19 protein-coding genes are annotated in these 21,338 nt (G+C 55.5%); 4 read left to right on the forward strand and 15 right to left on the reverse strand.

The annotated features are described in order from the left end of the window. Positions 1-25 precede the first annotated feature (25 nt). On the reverse strand, positions 26-964 hold the full coding sequence (locus tag RO069_RS16910) for an NAD(P)H-dependent flavin oxidoreductase (protein WP_328189187.1): 939 nt from the start codon (positions 962-964) through the stop codon (positions 26-28). A 170-nt stretch (positions 965-1,134) separates the two neighbouring features. Here RO069_RS16910 and RO069_RS16915 point away from each other — a divergent pair, with 170 nt between their 5' ends. Continuing rightward, positions 1,135-2,175 (forward strand): phosphotransferase family protein, encoded by a 1,041-nt coding sequence (locus RO069_RS16915; protein WP_328189189.1) that lies wholly within the window; start codon positions 1,135-1,137, stop codon positions 2,173-2,175. A gap of 5 nt (positions 2,176-2,180) precedes the next feature. Here the strand turns inward: RO069_RS16915 and RO069_RS16920 are convergent, their stop codons facing one another. From RO069_RS16920 to RO069_RS16965, 10 genes are all read right to left on the reverse strand, one after another. Further along, a complete protein-coding gene (locus RO069_RS16920) occupies positions 2,181-2,777 on the reverse strand; it encodes a 2-hydroxychromene-2-carboxylate isomerase (protein ID WP_328189191.1) in 597 nt (198 codons plus the stop codon). A gap of 48 nt (positions 2,778-2,825) precedes the next feature. Continuing rightward, complete coding sequence (locus RO069_RS16925; RefSeq protein ID WP_328189193.1) at positions 2,826-3,254, reverse strand: PaaI family thioesterase; 429 nt, start codon at positions 3,252-3,254, stop codon at positions 2,826-2,828. Between the two features lie 30 nt (positions 3,255-3,284). After that, positions 3,285-4,355 (reverse strand): BtrH N-terminal domain-containing protein, encoded by a 1,071-nt coding sequence (locus RO069_RS16930; RefSeq protein ID WP_328189195.1) that lies wholly within the window; start codon positions 4,353-4,355, stop codon positions 3,285-3,287. Positions 4,356-4,561: 206 nt separating this feature from the next. Beyond that, positions 4,562-5,266 carry an ABC transporter ATP-binding protein gene (locus RO069_RS16935; protein ID WP_328189197.1) on the reverse strand — a complete coding sequence of 235 codons (705 nt, stop codon included), beginning with the start codon at positions 5,264-5,266 and terminating at the stop codon, positions 4,562-4,564. After that, positions 5,253-6,026, reverse strand: coding sequence for an ABC transporter ATP-binding protein (locus tag RO069_RS16940; protein WP_328189199.1), 774 nt, complete (start codon positions 6,024-6,026; stop codon positions 5,253-5,255). Before RO069_RS16940 ends, RO069_RS16935 begins: the two co-directional genes overlap by 14 nt. Next, on the reverse strand, positions 6,013-7,017 hold the full coding sequence (locus tag RO069_RS16945) for a branched-chain amino acid ABC transporter permease (RefSeq protein ID WP_328189200.1): 1,005 nt from the start codon (positions 7,015-7,017) through the stop codon (positions 6,013-6,015). Before RO069_RS16945 ends, RO069_RS16940 begins: the two co-directional genes overlap by 14 nt. A gap of 2 nt (positions 7,018-7,019) precedes the next feature. Further along, the gene (locus tag RO069_RS16950; RefSeq protein WP_328189202.1) at positions 7,020-7,889 is read right to left on the reverse strand and encodes a branched-chain amino acid ABC transporter permease; all 870 of its coding nucleotides are present in this window, start codon (positions 7,887-7,889) and stop codon (positions 7,020-7,022) included. Between the two features lie 123 nt (positions 7,890-8,012). After that, the gene (locus RO069_RS16955) at positions 8,013-9,251 is read right to left on the reverse strand and encodes an ABC transporter substrate-binding protein (RefSeq protein ID WP_328189204.1); all 1,239 of its coding nucleotides are present in this window, start codon (positions 9,249-9,251) and stop codon (positions 8,013-8,015) included. A gap of 84 nt (positions 9,252-9,335) precedes the next feature. After that, positions 9,336-10,508: an iron-containing alcohol dehydrogenase gene (locus RO069_RS16960; protein WP_328189206.1), complete on the reverse strand. Its 1,173-nt coding sequence runs from the start codon at positions 10,506-10,508 to the stop codon at positions 9,336-9,338. 20 nt (positions 10,509-10,528) lie between these two features. Beyond that, positions 10,529-12,064: a class I adenylate-forming enzyme family protein gene (locus tag RO069_RS16965; RefSeq protein ID WP_328189207.1), complete on the reverse strand. Its 1,536-nt coding sequence runs from the start codon at positions 12,062-12,064 to the stop codon at positions 10,529-10,531. 361 nt (positions 12,065-12,425) lie between these two features. Between RO069_RS16965 and RO069_RS16970 the strand changes: the two genes are divergently transcribed. Together RO069_RS16970 and RO069_RS16975 are read left to right on the forward strand one after the other, a co-directional pair. Beyond that, complete coding sequence (locus tag RO069_RS16970) at positions 12,426-13,415, forward strand: phosphotransferase family protein (protein ID WP_328189234.1); 990 nt, start codon at positions 12,426-12,428, stop codon at positions 13,413-13,415. Between the two features lie 81 nt (positions 13,416-13,496). Further along, on the forward strand, positions 13,497-14,717 hold the full coding sequence (locus tag RO069_RS16975; protein ID WP_328189208.1) for an acyl-CoA dehydrogenase family protein: 1,221 nt from the start codon (positions 13,497-13,499) through the stop codon (positions 14,715-14,717). A 173-nt stretch (positions 14,718-14,890) separates the two neighbouring features. On the opposite strand, the gene RO069_RS16980 is transcribed toward RO069_RS16975, so the two are convergent. Beyond that, a complete protein-coding gene (locus RO069_RS16980; protein WP_328189209.1) occupies positions 14,891-16,450 on the reverse strand; it encodes an AMP-binding protein in 1,560 nt (519 codons plus the stop codon). Positions 16,451-16,506: 56 nt separating this feature from the next. Then, the gene (locus RO069_RS16985; RefSeq protein ID WP_328189210.1) at positions 16,507-18,132 is read right to left on the reverse strand and encodes an acyl-CoA synthetase; all 1,626 of its coding nucleotides are present in this window, start codon (positions 18,130-18,132) and stop codon (positions 16,507-16,509) included. Positions 18,133-18,329: 197 nt separating this feature from the next. Between RO069_RS16985 and RO069_RS16990 the strand changes: the two genes are divergently transcribed. After that, on the forward strand, positions 18,330-19,067 hold the full coding sequence (locus tag RO069_RS16990) for an SDR family NAD(P)-dependent oxidoreductase (RefSeq protein ID WP_328189211.1): 738 nt from the start codon (positions 18,330-18,332) through the stop codon (positions 19,065-19,067). A gap of 205 nt (positions 19,068-19,272) precedes the next feature. On the opposite strand, the gene RO069_RS16995 is transcribed toward RO069_RS16990, so the two are convergent. Together RO069_RS16995 and RO069_RS17000 are read right to left on the reverse strand one after the other, a co-directional pair. Further along, on the reverse strand, positions 19,273-20,052 hold the full coding sequence (locus RO069_RS16995; protein WP_328189213.1) for an SDR family NAD(P)-dependent oxidoreductase: 780 nt from the start codon (positions 20,050-20,052) through the stop codon (positions 19,273-19,275). Between the two features lie 3 nt (positions 20,053-20,055). Then, the gene (locus tag RO069_RS17000; RefSeq protein ID WP_328189214.1) at positions 20,056-21,330 is read right to left on the reverse strand and encodes an acyl-CoA dehydrogenase family protein; all 1,275 of its coding nucleotides are present in this window, start codon (positions 21,328-21,330) and stop codon (positions 20,056-20,058) included. Positions 21,331-21,338: the final 8 nt, after the last annotated feature.

The raw sequence follows: 21,338 nt of genomic DNA on the forward strand, positions 1-21,338 counted from the left end.
GAACAGGCGGCTCCCGGTCCGGGAGTTACCGGCTGAACTCGTCGTTGCAGGCTTGCTGCAGGGCATCGTGGTATTCCCGGGCGAGGCGCTGGCACAGCTCGGCGGTGGCCGGTTCGTCCGAGATGGCGCCAACGCCGTGGCCGGCGGACCAGACGTTCTTCCAGGCCTTGGCCTCGTTTTCCATGTCCAGGCCACCGTGGGCTTCATCACTGTTCAGGTCCAGGCCGGCAGCTTCGATACTTGGCCGCAGGAAGTTGGCATTCACGCCGGAGACCTTGGGGGTATAGACAATATCGGCGGCCCGGGTGTCCCGGACCATGGCCTTGTACTCCGGCTCCACCAGGGATTCCTTCGTGGCCAGGAAGCGGGTGCCCAGATAGGCGAGGTCCGCCCCCATCAGCCGCGCGGCAGCCACCTGGGCGCCGGTGCTGATGGCCCCGGCCAGGATGATGGTGCCGTCGAACACCTGGCGGATCTCCTGTACCAGCGCGAAGGGGCTGATGGTGCCGGCATGGCCGCCAGCACCGGCGGAAACGGCGATGATCCCGTCAACGCCGGCTTCGGCAGCTTTCTCCGCATGGCGGCGATTGATCACATCGTGGAACACCAGACCGCCATAGGAGTGCACCGCTTTCACCACCTCCGGCACCGCGCCCAGGGAGGTGATCACCAATGGCACCTTGTGCTTGACTACCTGTTCCAGGTCCGCCTCCAGCCGGGGGTTGGAGCGGTGGACAATCAGGTTGACGCCATAGGGAGCGGCGTCCTTGCCGTCGAGGCGGCTTTCGATATCCTCAAGCCATTCCACGAAGCCCTCGGTGGTACGCTGGTTGAGGGCTGGAAAGGTGCCCACCACGCCGTTCAGGCAGGCTTCCACCACCAGGTCCGGGCCGGAGGTGAGGAACATGGGGGCGGCAATGGCCGGAACCTTGAGCCGGCCCTGGAATGCAGAGGGAAGGGGCATGGCGGTAGTCTCCATCAGGTGGTGGGTCTGTATCGTCTGGAAGTGAAGCACGATCTTCCATTTCCGTCATCCTGACAGGTGAACGCGCCTTTCGATTCGTCCGATCTGACGATTCGTGCGGTGTACAACTCCGATAGGTTCATAACATTACCGCAGACAGGGTGACACCTATGGACTGGCAGAGGCACATCGACACCGACAGGCTGGCGGACTGGATGGTCGGGCAGGGGCTTGGCCAGGGGGACGTTGCCAACGCCCGCCTGCTGGGCGGCGGCACACAGAACCTGCTGCTGAGGTTCGATTACAACGGCCAGGACCTGGTCCTGCGGCGACCGCCGCCGCACCTGCGCGCCAACTCCAATGACACCATGCGGCGGGAAATGCGCATGCTGGAGGCCCTTGCCGGCACCCATGTTCCTCACCCCCGGCTGGTGGCGGGCTGTCCTGACGAGGGCGTGCTGGGGGCGGCCTTCTACCTGATGGAGCCGGTTGACGGGTTTGCGCCGGTCAACGGCCTGCCTTCCCTGCATTCGTCGGATGCCACCATCCGGCATCGCATGGGGCTGTCGCTGGTGGAGGGTATTACGGCGCTGGGTGAGGTGGATTACCGGGCGGTGGGGCTGGAAGGCTTCGGTAAGCCGGACAATTACCTGCAGCGCCAGGTCCGCCGATGGCAGCAGCAACTGCAGGGTTATGCCGAGTTTCCCGGCTGGCCGGGGCCCCGGTCGATACCGGGGGTCGATACCATCGCGGGATGGCTGGACCGGAACCGGCCATCGTCTTTCGAGCCGGGCATCCTCCATGGGGACTACCACATGGCCAACGTCATGGTTCGCCACGACAGCGGCGAATTGGCGGCCATTGTGGACTGGGAACTGACCACCATCGGCGACCCGTTGCTGGACCTGGGCTGGCTGCTGGCCACCTGGCCCGGCAAGACGGTGGATGAGGACACCATAGAGCACTTCCGGTTGCCGCCCTGGGAAGGCTTCCCCAGCGCCGATGAACTGGTGGAACACTACCGGGCAAACAGTCACCGGGACCTCTCCGCCATCGACTGGTACGCGGTACTGGCCTGCTACAAACTGGGTATTATCCTCGAGGGGACCCATGCCCGGGCCTGTGCCGGCAAGGCCCCGAAGGCGATCGGGGACCAGTTGCACCGGAGCACGGTAGCGCTCTTTGAGCGGGCGCTGGGTTGGGTGCGTTGATCCGCCTAGCGTTTCAACAACTCATCTTCCACAAAGTCCATTCGATCCTTGCCCCAGAACAGCTCATCGCCGACGAAGATGCTGGGCACGCCAAACACGCCACGTTGGAGTCCGCGGTCGGTACTGGCAGCCAGTTCCTGGCGGATCTCGTCACTCTCGCTGAGCGTTTCGAAGGCATCAGGCTCGACACCGAGCATGTTCACGACTGGCCTCAGACCGGAATAATCCGCAATGCCGGCATTGTTATGCTCCCAGTACGCGTCGAGCACTGCCTCGGTGTAGGCCGCCTCCAGGTTCCAGCGTCGCATCGCCAGCGCCCCCCGTAACACGCGGCTGGTCTTGATCGGGAACTGGTCGGGAAACCGGAAGGGCAATCGGTACTTCCCGGCCCATCGTTGCAGGTCTCGCTTGCGGTTCGCCAGTTTGGCCGGTGGCTCCTCCATGAGCACGTAGTTGTTGGCCCGGAAGACATAGCCCAGATTGAAGGGGTGCAGAACCAGGTCGGCACCCGTCCGCTGGAGTACCGGCTTAAGCAGCTTGTAGGCGAAGTAGGTGTTGGTGCTGCCGACGTCCCAGTACAATTCGATCTGTTTTGTGCCCATAGGGTCCTCCAGTAAACCAGCAATGGATTTCCTGTTCGATGTGCTGCTTCATGCCGTGGCATGGGACGACGGAATGGCATAGGTCACCACCGCATGGGCCACGGGCTTCTGCAGATGGCCTTCGGAGTAGATATTCACCTCCGTCAGCACCGAGCGCCGCCCGAGGTGCAGCAGGGTGCCCCGGGCCAGCAGGGCCTTGCCGGATTCCGGTTTGCGCAGGAAGTTGATGTTCAGGTTGCTGGTGACCGCCAGGGGGACGATGCCGATGTGGGCCAGCACAACCACATAGGCGGCGGTATCCGCCGTCGCCATCATGGTGGGGCCGGACACGGTGCCACCGGGGCGCAGGTGGGACTCGTCCACTGGCTGGCGCACCCAGGCTTCCTGCTCGTTCACCTGCTCCACGGTGATGGTGGCCTGGGGAAACTCGGTGCGCATGAACGACTGCAGTTCGTAAGCGGTTACCTGGATGGTCATGGCGTCGGGTCCTCGGTGTTGGCGATAGTGTCAGTTATTCGGGCCACCCTGGCCGGCCCTTTCCAGGGCTGCCTGCATGGTCGCTTCCAGGGCTGGTAGCCGGTGGGCAGCGTCGCTGATGGCCTGGATGTCCATGGGCTCGGCACGGGCAATTTCGCCCAGGGCCGACCAGGCATCGGCACTGTGCTGGCAGGCCTCGGCGGCTGCGGTAAAGTGCTGGTCGCCGGTGGCCTGGGCCACGTCCCGGCAGAATTCAGCTTCCAGGCGACGGAACAGACCGCCTCCGGTACCGGCCTTTTCCACGAAGACGGGCAGGCTTTTCAGTGCGGTTGGCAGTTCGTCCGGGTCAAAACGATAGGGCCAGGTAATGATGTCGTCCGCAAAGGCCTTGACGCCGTCCACGCCGCTGGCCACCTGGCTGCCGGCGGGCAGGCTGGTAACGTCGAACAGCAGGGCATCCTCCCCGCCCAGCACCCGGGCGGCGGAGGCGGCGGCATCCCGGGCGCAGGTCAGCAGGTCGGGCAGTTGCGCCGGGAACCGCATCGGGTAGGTCGCAAAGTGGTTGGGCCCCGGGAAGCCATTGGAGCCATGGGCGCTTCGGAAAGCGTCCATGGGGACTTCCTGCACCTCTTCCCGGTCGTTGTCCACGATAAAGACCGTGTTTTGGTCGTCGTCGTAACCGATGATGACCACATCATGGCGGGTATTGGAAAGCCTGACCCGCAGGTAGGGCAGCTCGGCGATATCGCACCAGACCATGACCGGGTGGCCAGCGTCGATCTCCGCCTTTACCCAGCGCCACGCCTCATCCGGATCCTCGGTTTGCTGACGGCGGGTATCAATGTTCAGCCGCCGGCAGAAATCCAGTTCCATATCGGCGTTGCGACCCACCAGGTACATGGGCGGTGTCAGGCCGGGGTAGCGGGTGTACATAAACGACAGGCCGCCCCCAAGGCCGAACACCAGGCCCTCACCCGGTAACCCGTCACCGGGCAGGTTGTCCCAACCCAGCCCGGCCCAGTGCAGCAGGTCCCGCAGGGCGCCTGAGCCGCAGTGGCCACCCAGTTGGTGGGGGTAAGAACTAACGCATTTTTTGCTCATAAGGTTATCGCTGAAAACGGGAGACAATTTCCACAGGCAAATTATCGTTTCGTGGTCAATGGGCCAGAAGCAATCATTGCTGAATTAACAGTTACAAAGTCTAACTCACTCTCCTTTGTGTCCCCTCATTCATTCCGAGACTGGGCGAATAGCCTTTGACTTGTGGCCTTTAGAGATATTATGGAGTGTGCCAGGTACAACACAGCTTATCCACCGAGGTAGAGTTCCTTGAGTTGAGGGCTGTCCTTAATCTCCTGTGAGGCGCCCTCAAGGCCTATCCTCCCATTCTCAAGAACATAGGAGTAATCGGAGATTTTTATCGCCATGTGGGCATTCTGTTCTACCAAGAGAATTGAAGTTCCTGCTTCATTGATAGCCTTAAGGATGTCGAATATCTCCATCACCAGTTTTGGGGCGATCCCCAGAGAAGGTTCGTCAAGTAACAAGACTTTTGGTTTACCCATCAAGGAGCGTCCAATCGCCAGCATCTGCTGTTCGCCACCGCTTAATGTGCTAGCTTTCTGTCGTAAACGCTCGCTTAACCGCGGAAAATAGGTAAAGACGCGGTCCATGTCTTCTTCGACTTCTTGGTTATGAAGACGGCGATAGGCTCCGATGCGAAGGTTCTCCTCTACAGTGAAGTCAGGGAAAACCCGGCGCCCCTCAGGGCAGTGAATGATACCGGCCTTGACCATATGACTACAGGATTTGCCCTGGACTGCATGTCCGTTAAGTTCCATGGTTCCCTGTGTGGGTGGCAGAAGGCCAGAAATGATTTTTAGCGTACTTGATTTACCAGCGCCATTAGCTCCTAGTAGAGATACCACCTTGCCATCCGGCACTTCCAGTGAAACCCCTCTCAACGCCTGAATATGGTTGTAGTTCAAATGGATATTGTTAAGCTTCAGCATCGGCTTCAACCTCCCCGAGATACGCCTCTATTACTGCAGGATTCTGCTGAATCTCGGCGGGCGTACCTTCTGCAATCTTTTCACCGAAGTTCATGACACTGATGTGGTCGGAAACTTTCATTACCAGTGACATGTCATGTTCAATTAAAAGTACTGTAATACCCATTTTATCCCTGAGGTGAAGGATTAGTTCGCATAATTTTTCAGTTTCCGCAGAGTTCATACCTGCCACAGGTTCATCCAAGAGTATTAGTTTAGGATTGACCATGATCGCTCGGCCGATATCAACCATTTTCTGATAGCCGTATGGTAGATTCTCTACCTTTTCATCGGCGAATTGGGTGAGGCCAAACATATCTAGTACTTCTACTGCTTTTTTACGGGCGTTTGCTTCAGTCTTCCTAATGGAGGGGAGTTTCAGCGAGATGCTGATAATATTATGGTCAAGCGTTGAGTGTAACCCCGTGAGTAAGTTGTCAATCACCGACATTTTAGAAAATAGTTCCACATTCTGGAAGCTTCTGGCAATCCCGAGTCCGATAATTTGATGAGGCTTAAGGCGGGAAAGATCAAAACCTTCAAACTCTATTGTACCCTCTGTTGGTGTATAAAACCTGCTAATGCAATTGAATACTGTCGTTTTTCCTGCGCCATTCGGACCGATGATCGAGTAGATTTTACCTTCTGGAATAGTTAGTGATAGACGGGAAACGGCAGTAAGTCCCGCGAACTGCACAGTAAGTTCGTTAAAATTTAGCATCGGTTACCTCGCTGGACTGTTTTTGATCAGGTTTAACTGGTGCTGATTCCAGCTCTTTAGTTTTGAGGTTTCGCCCGAAAAGCTCGCCAATCGAGATGAGTCCGGATGGGCGGAACAGTATTATCAAAATAACCGCGACCCCAATAATAAGGTTGGTTACACCAACGTAAGAGTCTGCAAAGTGAGGTATAATTGTGAACAAAATAGCACCAACGATTGCTCCCCATATTGAGGCTAGGCCACCGACAACAATCATCGCCAAAAGAAAGAAGGAGGTCATGATTGTGAAATCGTTTGGGCTAACATATTCAATCCAGTACGCATACAGTCCCCCGCCGATACCTGTAAAAAAGGCGGCAATCATGAACATGATGGTTTTATAGCCGGCGACATTAATTCCGGTAGCTGCGGCAGCGATCTCACTGTCTCGAATCGCCAAAAAGGCTCGTCCCAAGCGACTGTTAGCGATGTTCAGTAAAATCCAGGTGATAACCATTGTTACCACTAGAATGACATAGAAGAATGCGAGGTCGCTGGACACGGCTTCAGGACGCATCATTGGCAACCCTGAATAACCAGCAGTGACAGATTTCCAGTTAAGAGCAATCTCAGGTATCGAAAGTCCGAATCCCAGAGTGGCAACTGCGAGGAAGTGCCCTTTCAGTCTGACAGCAGGGAGGCCAATAACCAGGCTAACCAAGCCAGCCACAACTCCGGCAGCGGGGATAGTTATCCAGATTGGCATATCCAGTTTGGCGGAGAGCACCGCAGCTGTATAAGTGCCTAGCATAAGGAACCCGCCCTGACCGACAGAAATTTGACCCCCGTAGCCTGTGAGAAGGTTCAGGGACATTGCCGCGATCGCGTATATGGCAGTCATGGCGATCAGGCTCATGAAATAAGAGGACTGACCAACCAAAAATGGATATGCTAATAAGAAGGCGGCAAATATAACAACCAGGGTACGTCTATTCATAATTCTATCTTTCATGGCTAAACCTTTTTTATAGCTTCGGGTGCGCTGAAAATGCCCTGAGGACGAATGTATAGCACGACAATAATCAACACAAAGGTGCATACCAGCGCCATTTCAGGTGCCCAATAATAACTAACCAGGTTGCCAAATATGCCAATGATAAGCCCGCCAATAACGGCACCTGGCAGGCTCAAAAATCCTGCAAGTACGGCCGCTGCAAAAGCCATAATCAAAACATTGAACATCATTGAAACGCCAAGGAATGTGAAGGGTGCCGTTAATAATCCTGCGATGCCCCCCAAAACACTCCCGGATGCCCACGTAACCATGAATACGAAATTCACATTAATGCCCATTAACCTGGCGGCAGTCAGGTCCTGAGAAGACGCCCTCATGGAAAGGCCAACTTGTGTAAACCGAAACAGAGCGAAAAGTGCCATTGCCAGAATAAATGTTACAACCAGCACGAACAATTCGTTTGGAGAGATGAAGATTGGTCCAAGTTGTATGGAGCTGCCGTCAAGTGCGCGCGGAAAGCTTGTGGGGGTATGGCCCCATATTAGGCCAGCACCACCGTGGACTGCTAGGAAAATCCCAAGTGTCAATACGAGTTGGTTAAGGTGTGAGGCATCTCCCACATGGCGTATTAATACTAAATAGATTAAAACACCAAATAATGCTGCAAATAGAATAGCTAGGAGGAACGAGACGAAGAAAGGTAATTCAAAAGTACTCAGGAATGTAAAAGCGACAAATGTCGTCACCATTGCCATCTCGCCGTGGGCGAAATTAACCAGGCCGGTTGTCCGGAATATCAAGACCAGCCCCAAGGCTGCCAGACCGTATACGCAGCCGAAGATCAGCCCGCTGATAACGATTTGTTCCACAATTAAGCTCCCATGGCTCAGTGTTTGTTTATTTACGAGCTGACCGGCTCGCGATTAGGACCGCCCTAACGGTGATTAAGTAATCCTCACCTCGATCGGGAGCCGGTCAGAATGAGTGCTTAATTAATTGCCTGAACCGTAAGTGATCTCACCAGAGGCCGGATCAAAGGTTATCGGTTCTCCCGTTGGAATGATCTTTCCGTCTCTAGCTTCTGTGATAAACATTGACGTCAGACCATAGTGATTATCTTCAGAAAATGTCACCCCCGCGTACATGGAGCCCTGCCAGTTGTTGAATGTATAGAAAGTATCCAGGAACGAATCCCAGGTTAGAGAGTCAGTCCTTTTGAGTGCTTCAACAAACACCTCAGCAGCTGCCCAGCCAGTCTGCCCCCAGTCAGACACTGGCTCATCCGGGAAGTCCGCACTGAACCGCTCTACATATCGGTCGATACTCTCATCACTGCCTTGATCTGGCTTCGGGATTACTGCGCTGGAAATTGTGCCGTTCCATACATCTTCTCCTGCCAGATTGAACAGAGTTTCTGAGTCACCTCCCACCGAGGAAACCAGGAAGTGAGGTTCCGTTACGCCAACGTTGTGAAGGGCCTTCTTGAACTGAGCAGCTGGCGCGGGTACTGAGAAAGTAATTATGGCATCAGGGGCAGACTGGCGAACTCGTTGAGCTTGTGTACTAAGATCGGAATCTGAGGATTGAAAGTTAACCTCTTGTACCAATTCCACATCGTCGAACTGTTTTAAAGCTTCAGTCGCAGCCTCAGCTAGGGGGCTGCCATAGTCATCGTTTTGGTAGGCAATAGCAATACGTTTAGCGTCCAGTTGATTGACTGTATAATCCGTCAAAACTCTGGCTTCGAACTCGTAGTTCGCGACACTCGACCCCATATAGTTCGGAATGGGAGGATCAACGAACTGGCGAGAGCCGGAGCTAGTCATTACCATCGGGATACCCGATCGCTCGTTACGTGAGCGTGTCGCGACGTTACACGGTGTACAGACGTTGGCCAGCATCGCGAAGACCTCATCTTCCTCGACCAGGCGCTTGGTTAACTGAACAGTCCGGCCGGGTTGATACTGGTCGTCATAGGCGACAAGCTTCAGTTGACGATCATGTACGCCTCCGTTTTCGTTTACATATTTAAAGTAAGATTCTATACCCATTCGAATCTTATCATAGGTGGCTACCGGCCCTGTCTGTGGTCCAAGATGACCGACTAGAATTTCATTATCAGTTATACCCTGGGCAAGTTCTTCGGCTCCTAAGGTGGCGCTGCCTACAACACCAGCAGAAAGTAAGGATGAAATGACTAGTGTGCGGAATTTTCTTTTGCTTATCTTCATGGCGATTCACCTTTATTGTTTCAGGTCTACCTTCGGCTGATGAGCGTTTTCGCATCTTGCCTGAAGCTATTTTGGACTTCTCTATCAGTATGCTTGTTGTAATATTTCCATCACATCTTCCTCTGACGTTATTGGGCGTGGATTGGTGTTAACCCATATATTCCCCATTGCACCCTCTGCCACTTGGGCAAAGTCATTTTTACTTACATTGACAGCTCTAAGTCTGGTTGGTAGCCCAAGGGAAGAAATCAGATCCTCTACTGCTTGGGCAGCATCGCCGTCTCCACGCCCCATCCTCTCTGCGATCAGACGTTGGCGGCTATCGTTTTGAGGGTCTTCTCGGTTCCATCGAAGCACCGCAGGCAAAAGAACACAGGAGGTGTAGCCGTGACTCAATTGAGTGACAGCCCCAAGGCTGTGCCCAATCCCGTGACTGGCCCCGTAATCGACCCTCAGAATCCCCTGGCTTGCCAGCCAGGTTCCCTGTAAAGCCTTTTGCCTTGCGACGAGATCATCAGGATTATTACGGTAGCTTCCAAGTGCTTCGCTGAGTAACGACAGTGCGTGCAAGGCACAAGCATCGACCAATGGCACGGCTCCTGGTGAGCAGATCGATTCAATCGCATGGTCGATTGCCCGGATTCCCGTCGAAAGCCACAACCACTCGGGGGTAGGGAGGGTCACCGCGGGATCGATAATTACAGATGCCGGACAAATTTCTGATCCATAGAACCCATCCTTGATTTTCCGTTTTGGGTCTGAAGAACCGCCGAGACAGGAATACTCCGCTCCTGAAAGTGTTGTAGGGATTGCTATTTGGCGCACAGGTGGTGAGGAGATAGCAGGGGTTCTACGGGATCCATCCGGATTTATGCTCAAATGTAAATCGTCAAGGCCGTCAGTCGTGGTCACGTTTTCAGCCAGTGCAACCAGAACAACCTTGGCGGTGTCGATGACTGTGCCCCCCCCAATAGAGACAATCAGGTCCGGGTTGCTTGCCCTGACCGCGTTAGCTGCCGCTATGATGGTGTCTCGAGGTGCGTGTTCCTGGCACTCGTCAAACAATCCCACTAACTTGTCGCCAAGAGCGGTTTTAATATCGGAAATGACAGAGGTTTTACGGTTCAGAGTCCTGCTTGCAATTATAAACAGTCTTTTGCTATTGCGGCGTGCTGCCTCTTCAAGAATGGCTGTGCCCGCCGGCGTTCCCCATATAACTCTGTCCTGCGAAATGTAATTGTACAGGCCCCCGGTCATAGACTTCTCCGATTCTGCGTTTAGTTCGAATAGATCTGGCGTAGTTCATTTTTCATTATTTTCCCTGAAGGGTTTCGGGGAATTTGATCAGTGAAGTGAACCTGTCTTGGCTTCTTGTAGCTAGCTATACGTCCCTCGCAGAACTTCTTGATATCATCTTCGCTCAGATTTTCTCCAGGGTTAGACTGAACAACGGCAGTTACTATTTCCCCCCAGGTTTCGTCCGCTATACCGATCACTGCGACATCAGAGACCCCGGGACAGGCATGGAGACAGTCCTCGATCTCTTCAGGATATACATTCGCGCCCCCACTTATAATCATGTCTTTCTTGCGCCCGACGATGTAGAGGTAGCCATCCTCATCAAAAAGCCCAAGATCGCCTGCAGAGAACCAGTCATTTCGGAAAGCAGCTGCAGTCGCTTCGGGGTTGTCCAGGTAGCCATCGAACATATAGTCACCACGGACAAAGATCTCTCCTACTTCATCCGGACTTTTAATTTCGCTGCCATCTTCGCTCAGCAGCTTGATCTCCCAGCCCATCACAGCCTGCCCACAGGACCGGGGCTTTCGTATCTGGTCGCGAGGTCTGAGATTGGCATTCCAGCCGGCTTCTGTAGATCCGTAGAATTCATGCAGCACATTTCCGCCGAAAAGGTTGGCAGTTTCCGTCTTGGCATTCGTGGAAAGTGGTGCACCTGCAGAAATTAGGCACTTTATACTGCTTAGTTGGTATTGATTTTTTGTCTCTTCAGGCAGTTGGTGAATGAGTTGAAGCATTGTCGGGGCAACAAATGCGTTGGTAGCTTTATTTTGTTCTATTAAGCGCAGCATTTCCTCAGGATCAAAAGATTCCATTATTATACTGGTCCCGCCAATGTTCACCGCTAGCAGCATAAATATTATTGGGGCCGCATGATAGATGGCGCCTGGAGTGAGATTGATGTCTTCTTCAGTCAGGCCATATTCGACCGCTGCAGCTAACAAAAGTAGCGCTCTGGATCGGTGAGATATTTTTGCACCTTTAGGTACACCGGTGGTCCCGGACGTATATCCGATGCAGAACAGGTCCTTCTCCGAAACGTTCAGATATGGGTTGGATTCCGATTGGCCATTGATTAATTGTTCATATTTGCCAGAGGCTGGGCTGTTGCCATCGACGTTGATAATTCCATGCTGCAGTGTTTCTTCAAAGGACTGATAGGTATCCTTTAGGGTATTTTCTAGTCGGTTGCTAATGAAAAGTGTCTTGGATGAAGAATGCTTCACCAGTGCCAACGCTTCAGCTGGAGTCAGGCGAAAATTGATAGGGACAATAACCAGGCCAGCTTTTGAACATCCGTAAATGATCTCAGGATATTGTATGCAGTTGTCCAGGAAAGCTGCTACCCGGTCCCCTTTGCTAAGACCGAGTGATGACAGATAGTTAGCAACTTTGTTCGCCCGAGCGTTGAGTTCTCTAAAGCTCAGGTTTTGGGACTGGAACTGAATCGCTTTTTTCTCAGGATAACGACGGGAGAATAATTCAAGGCCGTAGTGCATGACTAGCAAGGACATTTGTGCCTCTCTTCATTGTTATTGGAATTTGTCGAAGCCCCTGACCCTCGTCAGTCCTTATTGTGTTGATTTAATTTTCGGGCCTCTGATTTTGTGACCTATGCCTCAATTAGGTTAAACCTAGATGCTGAGCCTGAGGCTTTGTATCGTCGGAAACGACGATTTTTCCGTTCGCCCAAATTTCTCTCCTTATCAATGCTGATTGGTGTGTTAGAAGTTTCGTCGTTTTCGACGATCATATGTCTTTAGGTTTCTGCTAGCATCCAACGATACTAATAATTCGCTCGCAAAATAAATTGTGTTGGGAGGGATAGTGGAAGACTGGAGGGCTGCGATTGACCTTGAGAAACTCTCAAACTGGATGAAAAGTGAGGGTTTCGGGTCTGGTAAGATCGAGAATTCAGAGTTTTTGGGTGGGGGGACGCAGAATGTAGTCCTGAAATTTGAGCGAGACGGTCGACACTTTGTTCTACGCCGCCCACCAATCCACCCCCGGAAAAATTCCAACGAGACCATGCGGCGAGAGATGCGCATGCTTGGAGCACTGTCGGGGACTTCGGTTCCACACCCACGCCTGATTCTTGGTTGCCCGAATGAAAGTGTTCTTGGCGTTTCCTTCTACTTGATGGAGCCGGTTGAAGGCTTTACTGCCACTATTGAACTTCCTGAACTGCACGCGCGTGATCCGTCGGTCCGCCGCCAGATGGGACTTAACTTGGTAGATGGGATAACTGCGCTTGGTTCGGTCGATTATCTGTCTGTGGGACTGGAGGGCTTTGGCAACCTCGATAATTACCTTGGTCGCCAGGTGGAGCGCTGGAAGTCCCAGTTGGAGAGCTACCATGACCTGGCCGGTTGGCCAGGGCCAGGAAGAATTCCCGGAGTCAAAAAGGTTGCGGACTGGCTGAAAAAACACGTGCCCGCATCTTTCGAACCAGGAATCATCCATGGCGACTATCACCTGGGAAATGTTATGTACCGGTTTGATGGGCCGGAGCTTGCTGCCATAGTGGACTGGGAATTGACGACTGTTGGTGATCCATTGTTGGACCTGGGTTGGCTCCTGGCTACCTGGCCAGAGGATGGAGTGTCCACGGTCAAAACTCTCACGGTGGACCCCTGGGAGGGCTTTCCTTCCGGCAGCGAGCTAGTTGAACATTACCGTAATCACTCTAAGCGAAGCGTTGAGGCCATTGATTGGTACGCGGTCCTGGCCTGCTACAAGCTCGGTATTATTCTTGAAGGAACCCACGCCCGGGCGTGTGCTGGTAAGGCTACTAAAGAAAGTGGTGATCTCCTGCATGCCAGCACCATTAGCCTTTTCGAGCGAGCTTTAAACTGGATTCGGTAAACATTTCATTCACGGGGTTGCGGTAGGTCCAATCAACTTGGGCCAGCAGCAACTGGACTAAAAACAAAAGAGAGAATGATAATGGATTTTGAACATTCGCATAAAGTGCAGGAATTGATGGCTAAACTCGAGTTGTTCATGGATGAGCATATTTACCCATTCGAAAAGGAATACCATGAATGGGTGAACAACCATGAGAATCTTTGGAAATACTGGCCAGGACTGGATGAGCTCAAGCAGAAGGCAAAGGATCAAGGCTTGTGGAATCTGTTTCTACCGGAAGAATACGGCGAGTTTAGTCCCGGCCTGACTAATCTGGAATATGCGCCCTTGGCAGAGATCATGGGTCGGGTTCCCTGGGCACCTGAGGTTTTCAACTGCTCTGCACCTGATACAGGAAATATGGAAGTGTTGGCCAAGTATGGAACTCCTGAGCAGCAGGAGGCTTGGCTAAAACCGCTGCTGAACGGGGAAATCCGCTCTGCCTATCTGATGACTGAGCCGCAGGTCGCCTCCTCTGATGCCACCAATGTGGAGACCGAGATCCGGGCCGACGGCAATGATTACGTTATCAATGGTCGTAAATGGTGGATCACCGGGATCATGGACCCACGATGCAAGCTTTTGATCCTGATGGGAAAGACAGATCGAAATGCAGACCGGCATCAGCAGCAGTCAACGATCATCATTCCGCGAGATACTCCGGGCATCACGATTGTACGCAATCAGCCCGTGTTCAGTAATTACAACTCTCCCGGTGGTGAGGCAGAGTTGCGACTGGAGAACGTACGGGTACCTAAGTCCAACCTGATCCTTGGCGAGGGTCGTGGGTTCGAGATCGCTCAGGGGCGACTGGGGCCTGGTCGGATCCATCACTGTATGCGTTCCATCGGGCAGGCGCAGCGTTCACTGGAGATCATGGCGAGGCGGGTCGAAAACCGGGTGGCCTTTGGCCAGAAGTTGTCTAGTCAGAGTAGCATCCGTCAGGATGTTGCAAAGTCGTTTTGTGACATCGAGCAGGCCCGCCTGCTGACGCTCAAGGCCGCCTCGTTTATGGATAAATATGGTAACGTTGCTGCGCGCGACCTGATTGCCGCTATCAAGATCGTCGCACCGCAGATGGCGCAGACAGTAGCCGATCGTGCTATCCAGGCTCACGGTGGCATGGGGGTGAGTGACGATACCCCGATTGCACATTTCATGACAATAAATCGGTACCTTCGCCTTGCTGATGGCCCGGACGAAGTGCACATGTCTCAGTTGGCCAAGTTCAAGATCAAGGAGTATAACCAGCAAGGTTGATATAGGGAGTAGCTGAGCCTTCTGTTGGGAGGGGGGAGCATCAAACAGCGGTGCGTCCTCTCCCATTAAGATCCGAGAGGCTTGAGTAGCGGATTCGCGAGCGCAGTCCAACAGGTCACATAGTGCGCCTGAGCCGCAATGCCCCCCCAGGTGCTGTGGACAATTTGCAGTCACTACTCGGCTTTTTGAGTCGGGGTCCACTGTTGACGGAGGCGTTTCTTGTCGGTTTTGCCATAAGCCGTAACCGGCAAGCTTTCCACGAACATAATGCGTTTCGGCACCTTGTATCGGGTGAGTCGGCTGCGGCAGTGGGCAATGATGGCGTCAGCCTCCTTATTGTGGCCGGGGGACAGCACCACGAATCCGGTGACGGCTTCACCCCAGTCATCGTCCGGCAGACCAACCACCGCCACCTGGTTAACGCCGGGAAAGTCCTGGATAGCATTCTCCACTTCCGTGGTATAGACGTTCATGCCCCCGGTGATGATCATGTCATTCTTGCGATCGAGCAGATAGACGTAGCCATCATCGTCCATTCTTGCAATGTCGCCGGTATGTAGCCAGCCATTGACGATGGTTTCGGCAGTTTTTCCGGGTTGGCCGTGATACCCCAGCATATTGTAGGGGGTCCGGGCAATCAGCTCGCCGCTCTCACCGGTGGGTACGTCATTTCCATTGCTGTCAACAATCCGAACTTGTGCCATGGTCGCCGGTCGGCCGCAGCTGAGCAGACGATGCTGATGTTCCGGGTCATGGTCTTCCCGGAGCAGACGGGTGACAAAATTGGGAGCCTCGGACTGACCGTAAAGCTGCATGAATACCGGTCCCAGTTGTTCGAGCCCCTGCCGCAGGCGATCCAGGGTTATGGGCGCGGCACCATAGAGCACGGTTCGCAGCGAACCCAGGCTCAGGGGTTTGCCTTCAATCCAGTCAAGCACCCGGTAGATCATGGTTGGCACCATAAAGGTCAGGGTCACACCGTTTCGGGAGATACACTCGATCACCTGGTCGGGATCGAATTGCTGCTCGATATAGTGCGTGGCGCCCTTCAATAGGCCGGCCTGCAGCAGAATGCCTGCGGAATGGGAAAGGGGAGAGGTCAGCAGTAGCCGTTCGTCATCCTGCAGCCCCATTTCCATAACGTGGGAAAACAGGTTCAAGCAAATGTTCTGCTGCGAGTGGAGGACACCTTTGGGGCGGCCCGTGGTACCGCCGGTATAGGGTAGCCATGCTAGGTCATCGGGGTGGATTGGAGCCTCCGGTTTGGTGGCGATCTCACCGATATGAAAGGATTGCCAGGACACAATGCCGGTCGGGCAGCGCTCTTGCGGCGCCAGACCGACGACGGTGTCGAGTTCCGGTAATTCGTCGCGCCGGCTCAGGAGGACATCGAACCGGTTCTCCGCCACGATTGCCACCCGGGTGTTCGAGTCAGTGAGGATATGAATCACTTCGTCATCCCCGAGCATGTCGTTGAGCGCTACCTTGGCGGCGCCGGACTGGATAATGCCCTGGTCGGCGACAACGTATTCCAGGCGGTTGGGCATTGCAAGGGCCACCCGGGTACCGGGTCGGATGCCGTGGCGAATCAGGGCGTGGGCCACTTGATAGCCCTGCTCCAGGAGCTCGTGGTAGGTAAGCGACTCACCTTCAAACCAGACTGCGGTCTGGGACCCGAAGCGGGTCAGGGCATTGGTGAACAGGGCATCCAGGGTCAGCATCGGGTTGCTCATTGAGCTCTGCGCGCCTCTTTTCTGTTGTTGTGAATGTGCCAGGGTAGGGTGGGACACTATCGGCTCTTGTGTCGCTCACGAAGTTCCCGCCGCAGCACCTTGCCAGTGACGGTCAGGGGCAGGCTGTCAAGGAATTCGAACTCCCGGGGGAATTCATATTTTGCCAACCTCGCCTTGACCGATTCTCGCAGTGCCTCTTCCAGTTCCGCGGAGGGCTCGACATCCTCCTTGAGCACCACGAATGCCTTGATACTTTCGGTCCGGACAGGATCAGGCACACCCACCACTGCCACATTGGCAACTGATGGGTGCTGGAGGATGGCATCTTCCACCTCGCCGGGTCCGATCCGGTAACCGGAGGAAGTAATAACATCGTCTTCCCGCCCCTGAAACCAGAAGTAGCCCTCTTCATCCATGTAGCCCAGGTCCCCGGTCAGCATCCAGTCACCGGCAAACTTGCCTGCGGTGGCTTCCGGGCGTTTCCAGTAGCCGAGCATCATCAGCGGGTCGGGATGGCGGATGCTGATGTTACCAACGGTTTCCGCTGGTACCTCGTTGCCGTGGTCATCAACAATAGCCACCCGATGACCCGGCAAAGGCCGGCCCAGGGAGCCGGGCTTGATCGCCATGATGCTGAAACAGTTGCCCAGCAGGCCATTGCACTCGGTCTGGCCAAAGCCTTCATTCACCGGGCAACCGAGGTTGTCGTTGGCCCAGATCAGTAACTCCCGGCCCACGCTTTCAGCCCCGGACAATACCGCCCGGAGGGCCGGAGGGTAGCGGGTGAGCCCCTGGGGGTTCTGTCGCAACAGCTTGAGCATGGTGGGGGTGAGCATGGCGCAAGTCACCTTGTGCTGGTGCATCAGGCGACAAGCCTGTTCGGGGTCGAAACTGATCTTCGCGGTGGCCAGCACCGTACTGCCACGGCACCAGCCCACCATCAGGATATTCATCAGACCCGCCAGCCAGGACCAGTCGGCGGGGGACCAGACCACGTCGTCCTGATCGGGGGCGAAATCGAAAATGAACTCGAACCCGGGGGCGTGACCGAGCACCGAACGGTGCGACTGCATCGCGCCCTTGGGGTTGCCGGTTGTACCAGAGGTGTAGGTGATAAAGGCGAGGTCGTCGGCCCGTGTACGGACGTTCTCGAACCGGTCCGGGTGCTGTGCAATGGCGGCATGGAAATCCAGGCATCCCTCCGGGGCTCCGTCGATCACCAGAATGTGTTCCAGCCCGGGAGCCTGGTCTTCCACCGCCTGAATCTTCGGCAGGTTCTCCCGGTCCGTCACCACCACCCGGCTCTCCAGGTCGCTGAGGCGGTAGCCGATGGCATCCGGACCGAACAGGATGGACATGGGTGAGGACACCATGCCCGCCTTCCAGCAGTCAACGTGACTGATGGCGGTTTCCGGGTTCTGGGACAGCAGGATCGACACCCGGTCACCCTGCTCAAGCCCGGCACTGACCAGCCAGTCGGCGAGCCGGTTGGCTTCGCGGCGGATATCGGCAAAGGTCAGGGTGCGGGGTTCGCCGCCGTCCTGCTCGACAATCAAGGCCACCTTGTCAGGCTGGTGGTCGGCATGACGGTCGCAGACGTCGTCGGCCATGTTGTAGAACTCGGGGATTTCCCAGTGGAATGCATCGCAGACGGCATCGTAGGTATCGGCACGGGTGAGCATCGTTGTTATTATCCTTTTGCCGTTGTGGGAGCGGGTCATAAACGCGGGAGTTTGTCGGTCACTAACCTGCTCATGAACTACGTTAGCCAGTTGCCGTGGTGACAAGCATCGTCGGTTTCGACGATGTCCGCCGCTGGCGTACATGACTAATCTGGCGATGGCAGTAAGACAATAATCAGAAGATTAGGAGAGACAAGGTGAACGATCTGGACTATACAGGTAAGACAGTTCTCGTAGTGGGCGGCTCAAGCGGTATTGGCAATGCCATCGCCCACGGATTCCGGACCCGAGGTGCCGATGTACATGTCTGGGGAACCCGCGCGTCGGCTGCAGATTACGACGGTGAGGAAGGCTCCGACTTGACTGGCCTGTCCTATGCCCAGGTCGATGTCTCCAACATCGGTGCCATTGAGAGGTGTCAGCCTGAATTCGGGAAGCTGGATGTGCTGGTTCAGTCCCAAGGAATCGTGGTGTACAAGCGAGGCGAATTTGAACAGGAAGGTTGGGACCAGGTAATGGCAGTAAACCTCAACAGCCTTCGCGCCTGCGCCATGAAGTTCAAATCCCAACTGGCCGCCGCGAAAGGCTCCATGATTATCGTCAGTTCTACCGCCGGCTTCCAATCGACGAAAGGCAACCCAGCCTACAATGCTTCCAAGGCGGGGGCTGTAGCTCTGACTCGAACGTTGGGTGAAGCTTGGGCCCCGGAGGGTATCTCGGTGAACGGGGTTGCCCCGGGATTCGTGGCCACCAAGCTGACTAAAGTAACCACAGATAACCCAAAACGCCGGCAAACGACCGAAGCGGCGATTCCAGTGGGTCGCATGGGCGAGCCCCACGAGATGGCTGGCCCGGCCCTGTTCCTGGCCTCACCGCTGGCGTCTTATATGCGGGGGCAGACGTTGATTGTGGATGGTGGTCTCACGCTTTCATGAGAAGCGTTTTTGCCACGGAATCCACGGAAGAACACGGAAAAATACAAAGATAACGATCTTGTTGGCCACTAAACCCACGAAAAACACGAAATGGGGAAGCCAAAAAGACGACCCTTAAGATTTGTGTTTGCTCTTTCGTGGGTTTAGTGGCTAACAAAGTATTTGGTTTTTCCTTCCGTGTTCTTCCGTGGATTCCGTGGCAAATTCAGGCATTACGAGCCATCAATCCACCATCCACCGGAATGACTGCCCCTGTCAGGTATGACGACGCGGGCAGGCAAAGGCTCACCGTGATGTGGGCAACTTCCTCCGGCGTGCCATAACGGCGTAATGCAGTCCGCCGTTTGGCGAATACCTGCTTGTGCTCCTGCTCGATAAAGGCGGTCATGGCCGTATCGATGGGCCCGGGGCAGATGCAGTTCACGGTGATGCCTTCCGGTCCCAGCTCTACCGCCAGGGCGCGGGTCAGCCCGGTCACGCCTGCCTTGGCGGCAGCGTAGGCGCTGTCCTGGGTCGTGGCGCCAAGGGCTTCTGTTGATGCGATGTTTACAATACGTGGGTGGGACGACCGTCGGAGGGCGGGCAGGGCGGCCCGGACCAGGCGTTGCTGGGCCGTTAGAAGAACTGAAAGGCAGCGTTCCCAGACCGTGTCGTATTGGTCATCGTCGATCGCAGCAAACCCCGAGATCCCGGCGTTGTTGACCAGGATATCGAGGCCACCGAAGGCCTTTTCCACGTCAGCAACGACACTGCGAATGGCTTCGGGGTCGCTGACATCCAGGTGCCAGGCCTGGGCCTGGTAGCCGGCGCTGGTCAGCTGCTCCGCAACCGACTGTGCACCGTCGGCATCGTAATCTGTTACGGCTACCCGGGCACCCTCCCTGGCAAACACCGCCGCCGTCGCTCGCCCCATGCCGCTGGCGGCGCCGGTTATCAGTACGCGGCTGTCTTGGAGGGAGCGGCTCAGGTCAGTGATTCCGGTCATGGCTCAGTCCTCTCCCTTGAGCCCGAACTTTTCCCGGGCGCGACGCACCAGTTCAGACTTCAGGTAATCGGGGAACTGCCCCTGGGCTGGCTGCACGTCTTTGAGCACTTCCCTGGCGACAGTCACCTTGTGTACCTCGGTGGGGCCGTCTGCCAGGCCAATGTGGCACGAATTAATGATCCATTCGGCAAACGGCATGTCATGGGATATGCCCAGAGAGCCATGAATCTGCAGGGCCCTGGCGGAAATGTCGTTCAGAATCCGGGGCATGACGGTTTTGACCGCGGCGATATTCTTGCGGGTGGCCTTGTAGTCGTGACCCTGGTCCAGTAGCCAGGCGGTTTCCAGGATCAGCAGGCGGAACTGGCGCAGCTCCACCCAGGAATCCGCGATTTTCTCTTGTACCATCTGTTTCTTTGCCAGCTGCTCACCCTTGGTGAAGCGGGATACCGCCCGTTCGCACATCATATCGAAGGCCCGGGTGGCCTGGGCCAGTGTGCGCATGGCGTGGTGCATGCGACCGCCACCCAGGCGAACCTGCGCCACCACAAAGGCGTCACCCTGTTCCCCCAGCATGTTCTCCGCCGGTACCCGTACATTGGTCCAGCGCAGGTGGGCGTGGGTGTCCTGGGGCTCACCATAAAACCCGTAGTTGCGGATAATCTCGATGCCGGGCGTATCCGCCGGCACGATGAACATGGACATTCGCCGGTAGGGCGGCGCGTCCGGATCGGTGACCGCCATGATGATAAAGAAGCTGGCGAAACGGGCATTGGAAGCAAACCACTTCTCACCGTTGATGACCCATTCGTCGCCTTCCCGGACGGCGGAGGCCTCCAGCACCAGCGGGTCGGCGCCGCCCTGGGGCTCGGTCATGGTAAAACAGGAGACAATCTCGTTATCCAGCAACGGGTCGAGGAACCGTTTTTTCTGCTCCGGGGTGCCGTAATGGGCGAGGATCTCGGCGTTGCCAGTATCCGGAGCCTGTGAGCCAAACACGATGGGGCCGAAGCGGGAGCGGCCGAATTTTTCGTTCATCAGGGCCAGTTTGAGCTGACCATAGCCCTTGCCACCGAGTTCTGGCCCAAGGTGGCAGGCCCACAGGCCCCGCTCCTGGACCTGCTTCTGCAGCGGCCTTACCAGGCGCTGGAACTCAGGATCATGGATGTTCCACTGGCTGCCCAGCACATGGTCCAGGGGTTCCACTTCGTCTCGAACGAACTGGTCGATCCAGTCCAGCTCCCGCTGGAAGTCGGGGTCCGTCTCAAAGCTCCACATGGCGTGCC

Source organism: Marinobacter sp. OP 3.4 (assembly GCF_036224885.1).
In the GTDB taxonomy this organism is placed as follows: Bacteria; Pseudomonadota; Gammaproteobacteria; order Pseudomonadales; family Oleiphilaceae; genus Marinobacter.

Excerpts from the sequence above, each read along its gene's own strand:
- RO069_RS16910 (WP_328189187.1), bottom strand. The coding sequence starts at position 964 with ATGCCCCTTCCCTCTGCATTCCAGGGCCGGCTCAAGGTTCCGGCCATT.
- RO069_RS16915 (WP_328189189.1), top strand. The coding sequence starts at position 1,135 with ATGGACTGGCAGAGGCACATCGACACCGACAGGCTGGCGGACTGGATG.
- RO069_RS16920 (WP_328189191.1), bottom strand. The coding sequence starts at position 2,777 with ATGGGCACAAAACAGATCGAATTGTACTGGGACGTCGGCAGCACCAAC.
- RO069_RS16925 (WP_328189193.1), bottom strand. The coding sequence starts at position 3,254 with ATGACCATCCAGGTAACCGCTTACGAACTGCAGTCGTTCATGCGCACC.
- RO069_RS16930 (WP_328189195.1), bottom strand. The coding sequence starts at position 4,355 with ATGAGCAAAAAATGCGTTAGTTCTTACCCCCACCAACTGGGTGGCCAC.
- RO069_RS16935 (WP_328189197.1), bottom strand. The coding sequence starts at position 5,266 with ATGCTGAAGCTTAACAATATCCATTTGAACTACAACCATATTCAGGCG.
- RO069_RS16940 (WP_328189199.1), bottom strand. The coding sequence starts at position 6,026 with ATGCTAAATTTTAACGAACTTACTGTGCAGTTCGCGGGACTTACTGCC.
- RO069_RS16945 (WP_328189200.1), bottom strand. The coding sequence starts at position 7,017 with ATGAAAGATAGAATTATGAATAGACGTACCCTGGTTGTTATATTTGCC.
- RO069_RS16955 (WP_328189204.1), bottom strand. The coding sequence starts at position 9,251 with ATGAAGATAAGCAAAAGAAAATTCCGCACACTAGTCATTTCATCCTTA.
- RO069_RS16960 (WP_328189206.1), bottom strand. The coding sequence starts at position 10,508 with ATGACCGGGGGCCTGTACAATTACATTTCGCAGGACAGAGTTATATGG.
- RO069_RS16965 (WP_328189207.1), bottom strand. The coding sequence starts at position 12,064 with ATGTCCTTGCTAGTCATGCACTACGGCCTTGAATTATTCTCCCGTCGT.
- RO069_RS16970 (WP_328189234.1), top strand. The coding sequence starts at position 12,426 with ATGAAAAGTGAGGGTTTCGGGTCTGGTAAGATCGAGAATTCAGAGTTT.
- RO069_RS16975 (WP_328189208.1), top strand. The coding sequence starts at position 13,497 with ATGGATTTTGAACATTCGCATAAAGTGCAGGAATTGATGGCTAAACTC.
- RO069_RS16980 (WP_328189209.1), bottom strand. The coding sequence starts at position 16,450 with ATGAGCAACCCGATGCTGACCCTGGATGCCCTGTTCACCAATGCCCTG.
- RO069_RS16985 (WP_328189210.1), bottom strand. The coding sequence starts at position 18,132 with ATGCTCACCCGTGCCGATACCTACGATGCCGTCTGCGATGCATTCCAC.
- RO069_RS16995 (WP_328189213.1), bottom strand. The coding sequence starts at position 20,052 with ATGACCGGAATCACTGACCTGAGCCGCTCCCTCCAAGACAGCCGCGTA.
- RO069_RS17000 (WP_328189214.1), bottom strand. The coding sequence starts at position 21,330 with ATGTGGAGCTTTGAGACGGACCCCGACTTCCAGCGGGAGCTGGACTGG.